This window comes from Moorena sp. SIOASIH (assembly GCF_010671925.1).
In the GTDB taxonomy this organism is placed as follows: domain Bacteria; phylum Cyanobacteriota; class Cyanobacteriia; order Cyanobacteriales; family Coleofasciculaceae; genus Moorena.
In genome coordinates this window covers 852,132-865,315 of sequence record NZ_JAAHIH010000004.1, presented here as the reverse complement: position 1 = coordinate 865,315, position 13,184 = coordinate 852,132, and the positions used below count along the sequence as shown (strand labels likewise).

At 43.9% G+C, this 13,184-nt stretch carries 9 protein-coding genes and 1 pseudogene; 5 read left to right on the top strand and 5 right to left on the bottom strand.

Annotated elements, in window-relative coordinates; translation table 11 throughout:
• Nucleotides 1-267: 267 nt before the first annotated feature.
• Complete coding sequence (locus F6J90_RS25025) at nucleotides 268-837, top strand: hypothetical protein (RefSeq protein WP_293099628.1); 570 nt, start codon at nucleotides 268-270, stop codon at nucleotides 835-837.
• A gap of 530 nt (nucleotides 838-1,367) precedes the next feature.
• Here the strand turns inward: F6J90_RS25025 and F6J90_RS25020 are convergent.
• Nucleotides 1,368-1,571, bottom strand: coding sequence for a hypothetical protein (locus F6J90_RS25020; RefSeq protein WP_293099625.1), 204 nt, complete (start codon nucleotides 1,569-1,571; stop codon nucleotides 1,368-1,370).
• 495 nt (nucleotides 1,572-2,066) lie between these two features.
• Between F6J90_RS25020 and F6J90_RS25015 the strand changes: the two genes are divergently transcribed.
• Nucleotides 2,067-2,834 carry a hypothetical protein gene (locus tag F6J90_RS25015; RefSeq protein WP_293099622.1) on the top strand — a complete coding sequence of 256 codons (768 nt, stop codon included), beginning with the start codon at nucleotides 2,067-2,069 and terminating at the stop codon, nucleotides 2,832-2,834.
• A 464-nt stretch (nucleotides 2,835-3,298) separates the two neighbouring features.
• A pseudogene (locus F6J90_RS25010) lies at nucleotides 3,299-4,534 on the top strand (transposase).
• Nucleotides 4,535-4,556: 22 nt separating this feature from the next.
• On the opposite strand, the gene pruA reads toward F6J90_RS25010, so the two are convergent.
• The 3 genes from pruA to F6J90_RS24995 form a co-directional block, all read right to left on the bottom strand.
• On the bottom strand, nucleotides 4,557-7,703 hold the full coding sequence (pruA, locus tag F6J90_RS25005; RefSeq protein WP_293099620.1) for an L-glutamate gamma-semialdehyde dehydrogenase: 3,147 nt from the start codon (nucleotides 7,701-7,703) through the stop codon (nucleotides 4,557-4,559).
• Nucleotides 7,704-7,909: 206 nt separating this feature from the next.
• Entirely contained in the window at nucleotides 7,910-8,047 is a 138-nt protein-coding gene (locus F6J90_RS25000) for a hypothetical protein (protein ID WP_293099617.1), read from the bottom strand.
• Between the two features lie 18 nt (nucleotides 8,048-8,065).
• Entirely contained in the window at nucleotides 8,066-8,494 is a 429-nt protein-coding gene (locus tag F6J90_RS24995; protein WP_293099614.1) for a hypothetical protein, read from the bottom strand.
• Nucleotides 8,495-8,773: 279 nt separating this feature from the next.
• Between F6J90_RS24995 and F6J90_RS24990 the strand changes: the two genes are divergently transcribed.
• Complete coding sequence (locus tag F6J90_RS24990) at nucleotides 8,774-9,016, top strand: hypothetical protein (protein ID WP_293099612.1); 243 nt, start codon at nucleotides 8,774-8,776, stop codon at nucleotides 9,014-9,016.
• A 543-nt stretch (nucleotides 9,017-9,559) separates the two neighbouring features.
• On the opposite strand, the gene F6J90_RS24985 is transcribed toward F6J90_RS24990, so the two are convergent.
• Nucleotides 9,560-9,721, bottom strand: coding sequence for a hypothetical protein (locus F6J90_RS24985; RefSeq protein WP_293099610.1), 162 nt, complete (start codon nucleotides 9,719-9,721; stop codon nucleotides 9,560-9,562).
• A 667-nt stretch (nucleotides 9,722-10,388) separates the two neighbouring features.
• On the opposite strand from F6J90_RS24985, the gene F6J90_RS24980 reads away from it, so the two are divergent.
• Complete coding sequence (locus tag F6J90_RS24980; RefSeq protein WP_293099607.1) at nucleotides 10,389-13,154, top strand: NB-ARC domain-containing protein; 2,766 nt, start codon at nucleotides 10,389-10,391, stop codon at nucleotides 13,152-13,154.
• Nucleotides 13,155-13,184 lie beyond the last annotated feature (30 nt).

Here is a 13,184-nt window from a genome sequence, read left to right as displayed (position 1 = left end):
GTTATGATTATAAATTGATTGAATGCATCCTAAATACTTTGTCTTGACCCACATAGGCGTGAAACCGTTAATTGATTGGGCAAGACTGCAGCTTGATGCCCAAAATCCCATGATTAATGACATAAATTTTCAGTAGATTGGGTCAAGGATGTAGCCAAATCTGCGACGCAATTGACTACATTTTTCTATTGACACTTCCAGAGCAAAATTGCCACAATCTCACCAGCTATTTCCAAAGATAGATCAAGTCGGGAGTAAACTACCCAAATGTTAATAATTGATCAAGAAAAGAGTAATCAAGAGATTCAGTGGTTGGATGAATGTACAATTATTTTCCAAAATAAACAATTCACTCGAGGTTTAGATATTGCCCCAAATGCTTACCAAAAAGCGTTCAATTTTTGTTTTTCTAAACTATCTGAACAATCTCAGCCTCTGTGTTTAATTTTGAAAAATCCCCATTATTTGACGGTTTGGATTGAGCAACAAGGGGTGAGTTTAACCGATGAAGCAGAAGCTTCACCAATCAATAGCCCCCAACCGGAAGCGAGATTTCCTGACACTCTTGATGGTGAACCAACCACAAATCATAACCAACTGCCTGTATCAGGTTTAGCTGATTCACTGTCAAAATCTGAAACATGTTCAGAAACTCCAATCATCACTCAAAACCCCCGATACTGGTACAATCCGACAGAATCTGAGTCTCTGGCAACTCCAAAAGTACCTACTGGTAATCTCAATCAGGAGCAAGAGATTCCGGAATCTGAATTCCACGTGCATCCTAGGTGTCAGCAAATTACGGAGCAATCTCTTAAACGGCTGTCTAACAAGTAATATCGAGGGATTTCTTACCAAGAGCAAGATGTCTTGAGCCAGCTACCGAAATCACAGTTATCTCCCAATTAGGCATTGGATCAAAAACGGTCTAAAAAACCTATCGAGGGGTTCCTTTCCGTGAGAGACTTATATAGCGCTACGCTTAGCGTCAGAAGTTAGAACTCAGAAGTCAGAAGTAAGCTATGACTAAGTTTCCGAGTTTAGGAATGTTAAACATCTTAATGCGTAGTGCTATATCATGTCAGGATAATTACCCTTAATAAAAATAAAATCTCCCGATCTCCCCATCTCCCCACACCTCCCACCCTCCCCACACCTCCCACCCTCCCCACACCTCCCACCTTCCCCACCCTCTCCTTAATTATGGGTATTCAACCAGACTTGATATTACGCCCTGGGTTGCGCGGGAGTAGGGAGTAGGGAGTAGGGAGTAGGGAAGTCCCAAGTGAGAAGTCAGAAGAGGGAAAAGTTTTGTGTACTTGATTAACTAATTATTTGAATGGAGTAGATCATAATCAGATACCCAATTACCAAGACAGAAATCTAGCGATTTCTGAAAGCGATGCAGCGCCTTCATGAGGGGAGGCAGTGCGGTCTTGGGGAGCCAGTGCGGTCTTGGGGAGGCAGCGCGGTCTTGGGGAGGCAGCGCGGTCTTGGGGGTCTCCCCCATGAGCGACTGCCGTTCCCCCAGCGACTGCCGTTCCCCCAGCAACTGGCGTTCCACGGAGCAAACAGCGGTGCGGACGCAGGTTCCCTTTGAATTACCGTAAGGAGAGGGGAGTCTTTATAAGCGGCGTAATAATTTTAAGTTACATGAAATAAGGCTCCCCTGTCCAAGGTTCTGTCTTAACACGCAGCCCCTCCCCACTCGCTATTGCATCAAGACAGGGGACACAATCAAGCTTGGGTTAATTGTCAAACTAGCTACATTTTATGATTGACAAATCACTTTAGTTGTGATAATATTATTAACGTTATTTACTCCATCCTAAATAATTTGTCTTTACCCACATAGGCGTGAAACCGTTAATTGACTGGGCAAGACTCCAGCTCGATGCCCAAAATCCCAGGGTTAATGAAATAAATTATCAATAGATTGGGTCAAGGATGTAGCCAAATCTACGACGCAATTGACTACATTCTTCCGTTGACACTTCCAGAGCAAAATTGCCACAATCTCACCAGCTATTTCCAAAAATAGATCAAGTAGGGGGTAAACTACCCAAATGTTAATAATTGATCCAGAAAAGATTAATCAAGAGATTCAGTGGCTGGATGAATCTACAATTATTTTCCAAAATAAAATATTCACTAGAGGTTTTGATCTTTCCCCAAATGCTTATAAAAAATCCTTAAAGTTTTGTAGTTGCGAAATCTCTCAGGAATTTCGGCCTCTGTATTTAGTTTTAGAATATCCCCATTATCTGACAATTTGGATTGAGCAAAAAGAAAGAAGTTTAACCAACAAAGTTTTTAGTTCACCAATAAATAGTGATCAACCTAAATTCACTGATGTTTTATCACTAAGAACAGCTATATCTGAAGCGGAAACTCCTAGACATCTTGATAGTGAAGAATCCAGAAATCATAACCAGTTTCCTACGCCAGTTTTACCTGATTCACTCCCGGAAGATGTTTCAGCTTCCGAAGCTTCGATAGTAACTCAAAACCCCGGATACTGGTACAATTCGACAGAATCTGATTCCCCCGAAAATCCAAAAGTACCTACTGGTAATCTCGATCAGGAGAAAGTGGTTTCTGAGACAGCAGTCAGTGACCAGAACAATACACCAAAAGCTGAGGGCGACCTGAATCCTAGTGGTCAGCAAATTACTAAGCAATCTGGTACACGGGTGTTTAAAAAAAAATATCGAGGGATTGTCTATGAAGTGGAAGCTATCTTAATCCAGTTACCGGAATCCCAGTTACAGACGGATGATAAAGGGTTTGTTCGAAAAAAGTCTAAAAAGCGATATCGAGGAATTTCCTACTAAGTTCATAAGTAAGCGGTCAGCGGTCAGCGGTCAGCGGTCAGCTTGAAATAAACCTCAAAAGCGAGAATTTAATATTGATAGATTAATGAGAATTGAAAGTCACCAGAAAAGTCTATCAGCTTTGTGGCACAGGCTTCGACGCTGTGACCTAACCAAAAGCTGATACGCGACACGCTGATACGCGACACGCTGATAGCTGATAGCTTACGTAACTCCCAAAGCTGAAAGCCCCGTGTTTTCAAACCGGGTCAGAAGTTACCGCAAAAACAAGGCAGCCTTTATGGTTGGGAGGCTTGGCTGAAAAGGGTTAAAACTTTATGATTAAGGCTGCCTTGTTTTAAGGTTTCGTCTCCGGGATGAAAGCTCATAGCGACTTTAGTCGCCGTGAAAAAGATTTGATTGTGAGTTGACAAGTTACGCTAATCGTGTTAGCGTAATAATATATCGAGTGAGGTCGAGATTCGGTGATAATTCTTGAGTTTAAGGCATACGGCAAAAACCATCAGTATCAGTCCATTGACGAAGCTATTCGGACGGTCAAATTTATTCGCAATAGTTGCATCCGTCTATGGATGGACAACGAAGGAACGGGTAAATATGACCTTAGTAAGTATTCTAAGGTGTTGGCCAAAGAGTTCCCATTCGCCAATGAATTAAACTCAACTGCCCGACAAGCTGCTGCTGAAAGGGCGTGGTCATCGATTTCTCGCTTTTTTGAAAACTGTAAAAAGAAAGTACCAGGAAAGAAAGGCTACCCAAAATTTAAAAAGCACTGTAGATCGGTTGAATATAAACAATCAGGATGGAAACTTTCTTCTGACAAAAAATCGATCACCTTCAGCGACAAGAAAGGGATTGGGAAGCTAAAAATCAAAGGAACTTGGGTTCTGTGGCGCTTTGACAAAAAGCAAATTAAACGGGTTCGCATTGTAAAAAGGGCTGACGGCTACTATGTTCAGTTTTGCATCTCTGTTGATGTAAATGAACAATTAGAACCCGCTGACGCCACCGTGGGGTTAGATGTAGGGTTGAAAGAATTCTACACCGACTCTAGAGGGAACACTGAACCCAATCCCCGTTTTTATAGAGCAGGGGAAAAGCGTCTAAAGTTTTATCAACGTCGGGTTTCCCGAAAAAAGAAAGGCTCATCTAACCGAAGAAAAGCCGTTAATAGACTAGGTAGGCAGCACCTCAAAATAAGTAGGCAGCGTGTTGGCGTAGCCTGCGCGTAGCGCATAGAACATGCCAAGAGACTGGCACGTTGCGTAATCCGGTCTAACGACCTGGTCGCCTATGAAGATTTGAGAGTAAAGAATCTGGTTAAAAATCATTGTCTAGCTAAATCTATTAACGATGCAGGTTGGTATCAATTTAGAAAATGGTTAGAGCACTTTGGTAAAAAGTTTGGCAGGGTCACCGTTGCGGTAAATCCTGCCTACACAAGTCAAAACTGCTCCGAATGTGGCGAGGTTGTGAAAAAGTCGCTATCAACTAGGACTCACGTCTGTGAATGTGGATGTGAACTAGATCGTGACCACAATGCTGCGATCAATATTCTAAAAAGAGCCTTGGGTACGGTGGGGCACACCGGAACCTGGATCATAGATCCAAACGCTTCAAGAGAATCGACCTCTACTCTTTCTGGTTCCGGCCTGATTGAGCAAGTTGACTCGTTGAATGAAGAATCCCCGTGTCTTTAGACCGGGGAGTGTCAACTAGAAACTATTCCATGCCTTCAATGGGTGCAAAGCCTTGTCGCTGGATATTTTCAGTAATAGTACGGGGTTCGAGGAATTGCACTAGATAATCGGGACCTCCTGCTTTTGACCCTACTCCAGACATCTTGAAACCACCAAACGGTTGCCGTGATACAATGGAGCCGGTAATATTGCGGTTGATATATAGATTACCGACCTCAAACTCCGCTGAGGCTTGTTCTATATGGGATGGAGTACGAGAATATAAGCCTCCGGTGAGCCCATAGTTGGTACTGTTGGCAATATCAAGGGCTTCTTGGAAATTCTTTGCGGCCATTACGGCTACTACTGGACCAAAGATTTCTTCTTGGGCAATGGTGGCGTTGGGGGAGATATCTTTAAAGATAACTGGACCAATAAAGTATCCGGTGTCAGGTGCTGGCATTTCTAATGCTACGTTGGCTTCCTGACGTCCTTTTTCAAGGTACTCCCGAATGCGATCGCGTGCAGTAGCATCTATCACTGGACCGACTTGGGTACTGGGTGCTTCTGCTGCTCCAATATTAAGCGATCGCGTTGCTTCCACTAACCGTTTTAGGAAGTTATCATACACTGGCTCTAACACAATTACTCGGGAGCAAGCGGAACACTTTTGACCACTGTAGCCAAATGCTGATTTGACGACTCCAGCTACAGCTTGGTCGAGGTCAGCACTTTCATCTACGATAATTCCATTTTTACCTCCCATCTCCGCAATGACTCGCTTGAGATGTTTTTGACCTGGTTGCACAATGGCGGCATCAGCGTAGATACGACAACCGACTTCTTGGGAACCGGTAAAGGCAATTAGATGGACATCGGGATGCTTGACCATATGGGCACCGACGGTTGAGCCTTTGCCTGGAACGAATTGAAATACTCCTTTGGGTATCCCGGCTTCTACTAAAATTTCAGCTATTTTCGCGGCAATCACTGAGGAGTTTTCTGCGGGTTTGAGTAGAGTACAATTTCCGGCCACTAGGGCTGCTACAGTCATTCCTGTAGTAATGGCGATGGGGAAGTTCCAAGGAGAAATTACTAGGGCAATACCTCGGGGTTGATAGACATAGCGATTGGTTTCTCCAGCAATGTCGTAGTTATATCCATCGGTTAGCCGTTCCATCTCTGATGCGTAGTAATAACAGAAGTCAATCGCTTCGGAGACTTCTGCATCAGCTTCTCGTAATGGTTTCCCAACTTCCAGACAGACCCATGCTGATAATTCAGCACGGCGTTGTTCGATCAAGTCTCCTGCTTTACGTAAAATACCAGCACGTTCGCTTACTGGTGTACGTCGCCAACTGGGAAATACTGCTTTAGCTTTCTCGATCGCTAATTCTGCTTGTTCTACAGAAATCAATCCAATTTTCCCGATGATTTCACTAGGGTTAGAGGGATTAACAGAATCTACTGTGTCTGTTGTAGACTGATATTCCCCATTGATTAAGGGTAAATAAGTCTTACCTAGTTGTTGGCGAACGGTAAGTAAGGCTTGTTTGGCTTTTTCTCTGGCGTCTAGCTGAGCATAGTCTGTATTGGCAGCATTGGTGAAGGGGTTTGAAGGTTGAAGGTTTGATGGTTGAAGGTTAGCAGGTTGAAGGTTAGTAGGTTGAAGGTTAGTAGGTTGAAGGTTAGCAGGTTGAAGGTTAGTAGGTTGTTCGCCTTTGGCGTTCCCGAAGGGTAGGTTAGAAGACGGTTGTGAACTTTCAACATTCAACCTTCCAACATTCAACTGTTCGTTATTCAACCTGCCAACATTCAACTGTTGTGGTGGTGCAATCAATTCCTCTACGGGTCTATCTTCTAAGCTTTGTCGTAGGAAGGAACTATTTGCGGTATTTTCCAATAGCCGCCGAATCAGGTAAGCCATTCCTGGTAGTAGCTCTCCATAGGGTGCATAAACCCTGACCCGATGACCCTGATTCACTAAAGCTTTGGCTAGTTGGTCTCCCATACCGTAGAGGACTTGCATCTCAAAGCAGCGACGGGGGATATTGAGATTTTCAGCAATTGCGATCGCATAAGCTTGGGAGCGCACGTTATGAGAACCGATAGCGCTATAAACATACTCGTGGTTTTCTAGCAGCAGCTGGGTGATACGCTCAAAATTGGCATCTGTGGCGGCTTTCTGGTTATATACTGGTTGGGGCCAATGGTTTTGGAGTGCTGTTATCGTCTCTTGGTCCCAATAGGCTCCTTTGACCAAGCGTATCGTTACTGGATTACCCCGCTGTTTTGCCCAGGCAATCAGGTCTTGACAATCTTGTTGTGAGTCTCGCAGATAGGCTTGCAGGGTAACACCGATATCGGTGCGTGCCCGAAACTCTTCTTCCATCAGCAAGTCTTTGAGTATGGAGAAAGTAATGTCCTTGTATTCATACTGCTCCATATCAAAATGAACCGCCGCCCCCAATTCTTTGGCACGGCGGAGCAATTTGCGGATGCGATCGCACACCCGATTTTGGCTACCCTGAGGATCAAGAGAATCAAATTGAGAGTAGAATGCTGTCAGTTTAACCGATACTTGGACGAGTGGCAAGGATTTACCATCAGCAACATCAATTTCCTCTACCTTAGACCACTGTTTGGCTGCCTCAGTGAGTTGTTCGATCAGTTGTAGATAGCGGTCTAGATAAGACTGAGCTTCTGATTCTGTAATTACTGCTTCCCCCAATAAGTCTAGGGTAAATGCCATCTTCTGGTTTCGCAGGCGTTTAATGGTTTTAAGGGCTTGGTTGAGATTTTCCCCAGCAATATACTTTTGGGCTAGGGTGGCTACAGCAGCAGATATGGTTTTGGCTGCCAGTTGTCCTGGTATGGAGTCGGGATTGGTGAAATTGAGCATTCCCTTAAGGGCAGCAGGGAGTTCTACTGACTCATCCCCTAAGTATTCTTGAAAGTGACGAGCAACTTCGGTTTGGCTACGCAGTGCCGGTAGGGTATCGATGAAGCGAAATAGCTGCACTCGTAGTCCTGGATTACTCATTGCCCAGGCTAGTAACTTATCATCCCACCGCATTTGGTCTCGCATTTGGGCAAGAAAGGAACCTTTCTCCCGAGTTGCGGCTAGAAGTTCTCTGGCAATTTCCTGAGTTTTGGCTTCGTAAGTGCTTTTGGGGATTTCTATAACCACCGGTAGTAGACTCCTGTTCTAGACGATGGCAGTTTTTGATAAAACAACCATTATATTCTATTTTCTCTAGTTAAAGCAATATCTGACCTGAGTCTTTAGAGGGATTTGGTAATAAGCTATCAGTAGTCAGCAGTCAGCTTTCAGCTAATGCGCTACGCGCACGCTACTTGAGGTGCTATCAGTTATCAGCTATCAGTTATCAGCTATCAGTTATCAGCTTTGGAGCAAGCTAGTGATTGGTGCTTTTGAATCAAATAAGCTGACGGCTGATGGCTGACGGCTGATGGCTGACGGCTGACGGCTGATGGCTGACGGCTGATGGCTGACGGCTGATGGCTGACCACTGACGGCTGACCGCTATCTTACTTTTCCACAGTTACTATGGATAACACGTGATAGCCATCACCTTGGGGCAGACATTGCCCATCTACATCAAGGGGACAAGCAGTTTCTTGAGCAGAAGGACGAGTGCCGTCACGATACACTGCTGTGATCTCAACCTGTTGATTGTGAAAGGATTGTAATTGCTGATCGGAAACGTTTTTAGAAGGACGCAGTACTAACCGACGGGGATTTTGGGGATTAGTAATAAGAAAAAACTGATCTCCCCGATAGGCTCTAACTGACCTCACGGGAGGAATAGCTTCATAAATTAATTTTCCCTGGATTTGTTGTGGTTTTGATTGCTTTAACTGATCAGATGTGATTTCAGATGTGATTGGGGAGTTAGAAGAGTTATTGCTATCTCCCTCAGCAGTACAACTCGCCATAAACAGGGTACTGAGTGACATACTCCCACACGCTCATCAGAGATTACAGTGTGGGCTTCTTGCCAACTCCACCCAACGGTTCGGATACTCGGCAAGCTTTATTGACGACACGGGATGCCCCTCCGCACCGGAACAATACAAAAAAATTATGTTTTTCAGGAACGTAGGTGGCGGTTAGCTCTTAATTTGTCTTCCCTACTTCCTTTATTATAGACAATATCAAATCGTAATTGTTCCCCTATTACATGAAATAAGAGCGCAAAATTCATCCCACACCTAATGCGCAGCATTAGGTGTGGGATGAATTTTGCCGGACAGCTAAGGTTCCCATCCACAAAAATTGTCTTAACCGCTGAGTCAACATTAGGGAAAAAAAAGATAGTGGTGATGTCAGCAGTCAGCAGTCAGCGGTCAGCGGTCAGCGGTCAGCAGTCAGCAGTCAGCAGTCAGTGGTCAGTGGTCAGCTTATTTTATTCAAAAGCACCGATTGCGCTACGCGCACGCTGGGCGAACACTAGCGTGGAACAGGCTTCTAGCCTGTGAGATAAGACATAAGCTGATAGCTGATGGCTGATGGCTGATAGCTGATGGCTGATAGCTGATAGCTGATAGCTGATAGCTGATAGAAAAGCCGGGATTGATGATCGTGATATTTTTGGCATCATAGAACTAACTCCTATTTGAGTGGGAGGAAAACCGCGCTGGTCGGTGGTTAATGAGTGCAACCAGCGCGGTTATTAGTATCGGTGTTTACCTTCTATAGTATAGATAACTCCTCGAAAAATTGCAAGGGTTAATTAAAATTATTTACATTTATTTACAATTATTATGTCTAGGTATTTATATACTCAATTATGTGTATTTTTTTAATTTTTTAAGTTTGCACCTGACCGACTTGCCAACCGCTATAAAATAGTTAAATATAAATTTATTTAACTAATCATCATGAATTGGAGAGAATACATTCATTCAAATCCAAAAATTTTATTAGGTAAGCCAGTAGTTAAAGGTACTCACTCGTTTATCCGTTGAGTTTATTTTAGGCTTGTTTGCTGCTGGTTGGACAGAGTTACAGATATTAGAGAGCTATCCAACACTAACTAGAGAATCAATTCGAGCAATCTTTGCCTTTACTGTTGAATGTATGCCATAGCAAAGGGAACAGGGAACAGGGAACAGGGAACAGAAGAAGAATATTGATGTAGGGTGGGCAGTGCCAAAGATAGATAACAGTAGCGGCGATAGCATTAGTAAGCACTGCCCACCGGGCGAATCAATCACAATAGAGAATATTGATGTAGGGTGGGCAGTGCCAAAGATAAATTAAGAGCAGCTGGGGATAGCATTAGTAAGCACTGCCCACCCTACTAACTAACTAACTAACTCAGCCAATTGAAAAATACTATAATAAACGGAGACTGTGAGTAATCTCGTTAAACTATGGAACCATTAGCTGCTGCCGTTTTCGCTATTGCTACTGTGCTCGCCACTAAACCCCTATAAAAAATTGGGTAAAATATTGGGCAAGTTGTCTCGGACAATACTAGCCAGTTTGTGGAATTTCTGAGAAAACAGTCTCCAGATACAGTAACTGCGTTCGCGTAGCGTAGCCCTTCGGGCTAATCGCAAAAGCGCCAGAGCAATCTCTTGATTATGCCGAAGTGGTATTGGCAGTGGAAGCAGCACCTAAGCAAAATTCGGAAGTTGTCCAAAGTATCGAGCATTTAGTGAGAGGTTATCTGAGAAGTCTCATTTGCTACATCCAAGCCCCCTAAATCCCCCAATTTTGGGGGACTTTTAGAAGCAAATTGACTCTTGTTCCCCCCAAAGTTGGGGGGCTAGGGGGGCAAAATTCAGTATCAAAAAACTTTTCAGATATCCTCTGACTACTGGTGAAAATTACAACATTGAGAATATGAATAACCAAACTCGATTCAATCAAGCTCCCCCACTTCCTCCTTATTATGTCGAACGCCCGGAAGTAAGCGAACAACTAAAACAAATCCTTTTATCGGAAGAAACTGCTAAAGCTGGCACCTTAGTGGTTAGTGCCATCTATGGTTTAGGAGGAATTGGAAAATCCACGTTAGCTGCCGCTTTAGCCCATGATTCAGAGGTTCAATCCCATTTTACCGATGGGATTTTTTGGGCAACCTTAGGTCAGCAACCTGATAGTTTATCTGTTCTAAGTAGCTGGATACAGCAATTAGGAGATTATGACTTTAAAGCGATTAACATTGATAGCGCTTCTTTACAATTAAGAACGTTATTATCCGATAAAAAAGCATTACTAGTAGTGGATGATGTTTGGCATCCTGACCATGTTGAACCCTTTCGAGTGGCTGGGGATGGCTGTCGGGTTTTAGTAACTACCAGAGAAGCACAGGTTAAGGATGCGATTCCTTATGATTTAGATGTGATGACTCCCAATCAATCCTTGGAGTTATTAACCGCTTTTTTCAACAACGATTTAACTAATCAAGAACTGGAATATGCTGAAAACTTAGCCAAAACTGTCGGCTACTTACCCCTAGCATTAGAATTAGCTGCTGCCCAAGTTATGGATGGATTGTCTTGGCAGGATTTACTGGGTGAGTTAGAAGATTTAATTGTTGGTGTAGAAGCTTTGGATCGATTGAAAGCAGAGGAAGAGCCAAGTGACGCTAAGCGCAAAAACTATAGTCTAGTGGCTTCGTTTAATCTCAGTTTGAAGGGATTATTCGAAGACGATAGATTGAAAAACTTTGCTTGGTTAGGGATACTGCCGGAGGATGTCATCATTACTGAGTCCATGGCGACTACCTTATGGGACTGTAATTTAGTTGAAGCCAAAGATACGTTAAGGTACTTACGACAAAAAGCCTTATTACTACCAGGAGTCTCTACTACACCAGAAACTAACTATCGCCTCCATGACTTGTTACATGATTTAGCCCGTCGTCTGGTACAATCAGAGCTAGGATTATCAATACCCTCAGCTCATCAACAATTATTAGAACGTTATCAAACTAAGACCGAAAAGGGATTATGGCATACCTTACCCGATGATGGTTATATCTATAACTACTTAACCTGGCACCTAGAGAAAGCCAAGAAAATTAATGAAATTCATCAACTCCTGAAAGAAGAAACTCCAGCAGGGGATAACGGTTGGTATTGGCAGTGTGAGAGACAGGGAAATACTGCTAATTTTATTAAGGATGTATCGAGAGCTTGGGCAATAGCAGCAGCTAATTTTACAGAAAATCCCACAGAATCGATTAGTTTACAGTGTCGGTATGCTCTGATTACCACATCTCTCAATAGCTTGGCTGGAAATATTCCTCCAAAGTTAATGGCAGTATTAGTTGAGAAAGAAATCTGGACGCCAGCTCAAGCACTAGTTTATCTGCGACAGAGAAAAGATTCTGAAGGTCAAGCAGAAGGTTTAAAGGTAATTATTGAGTATCTTCCCCCTTCTTTATTACCGGAAGCTTTAGACGTTGCTAGAGGGATTGGGTATGAATACGACCGATATAGAGCCTTAGTCGCCTTAGCCCCCCACTTACCGGATGTGTTGTTACCCAAAGCCTTAGATTGCGCTAGAGGGATTTCCGATCAAAAATACCGAGCCTATGCCTTACTCGCCTTAGCCCCCCACTTAAGCAATGTGTTACACCAAGCCTTAGATTGGGCCACAGGGATTTCGTATGAATACTCCCGAGCCTATGCCTTAGTCGCCTTAGCCCCCCACTTACCGGATGTGTTGTTACCCAAAGCCTTAGATTGCGCCAGAGAGATTAGAAATGAAAAATACCGAGCCTATGCCTTACTCGCCTTAGCCCCCCACTTAACGGATGTGTTGTTAAACCAAGCCTTAGATTGCGCCAGAGGGATTTCCGATCAAAAATACCGAGCCGATGCCTTACTCGCCTTAGCCCCCCACTTACCGGATGTGTTAAACCAAGCCTTAGATTGCGCCAGAGGGATTTCGTATGAATACTCCCGAGCCGATGCCTTAGTCGCCTTAGCCCCCCACTTACCGGAAGAGTTGTTACCCAAAGCCTTAGATTGCGCCAGAGGGATTTCCGATCAAAAATACCGAGCCGATGCCTTAGTCGCCTTAGCCCCCCACTTACCTGATGTTTTACCAGAAGCCTTAGATTGCGCCAGAGGGATTTCCGATCAAAAATACCGAGCCCATGCCTTAGTCGCCTTAGCCCCCCACTTACCCGACGTGTTACCGGAAGCCTTAGATTGCGCCACAGGGATTTTGCATCAATACTTCCTAGTATTAGCCTTAGTCGTCAAAGAAGACCCCCACTTACCGGATTTGTTGTTACAGCAAGCCTTAGATTGGGCCAGAGGGATTTCCCATGAACAATACCGAACCTTTGCCTTAAAAGCCTTAGCCCCCCACTTACCTCAAGAGTTGTTACACCAAGCCTTAGATTGCGCCAGAGGGATTTCCGATAAAAAATACCGAGCCCATGCCTTACAGAACCTGATGAAAAACTTAACTCCTTCCTCAGTTGATTTTCCTCTTTGGCAACAAACTCTTGATAGTTTAGCTAGTCTAACCCGTCCCCATTTTTTTGAAGCTCTTCCTGAATTAGCGCCTTTAATCATCAAGTTTGGGGGTGTTGAAGCCCTAAGAGAAACGGTGGCAGCGGTTGATGATGTTAGCTGGTGGTGGAAGTAGGGAGTAGGGAGTAGGGAGTAGGGAGTAGGG

Excerpts from the sequence above, each read along its gene's own strand:
- F6J90_RS25025 (WP_293099628.1), top strand. The coding sequence starts at position 268 with ATGTTAATAATTGATCAAGAAAAGAGTAATCAAGAGATTCAGTGGTTG.
- F6J90_RS25015 (WP_293099622.1), top strand. The coding sequence starts at position 2,067 with ATGTTAATAATTGATCCAGAAAAGATTAATCAAGAGATTCAGTGGCTG.
- F6J90_RS24995 (WP_293099614.1), bottom strand. The coding sequence starts at position 8,494 with ATGTCACTCAGTACCCTGTTTATGGCGAGTTGTACTGCTGAGGGAGAT.
- F6J90_RS24990 (WP_293099612.1), top strand. The coding sequence starts at position 8,774 with ATGAATTTTGCCGGACAGCTAAGGTTCCCATCCACAAAAATTGTCTTA.
- F6J90_RS24985 (WP_293099610.1), bottom strand. The coding sequence starts at position 9,721 with ATGCTATCGCCGCTACTGTTATCTATCTTTGGCACTGCCCACCCTACA.
- F6J90_RS24980 (WP_293099607.1), top strand. The coding sequence starts at position 10,389 with ATGAATAACCAAACTCGATTCAATCAAGCTCCCCCACTTCCTCCTTAT.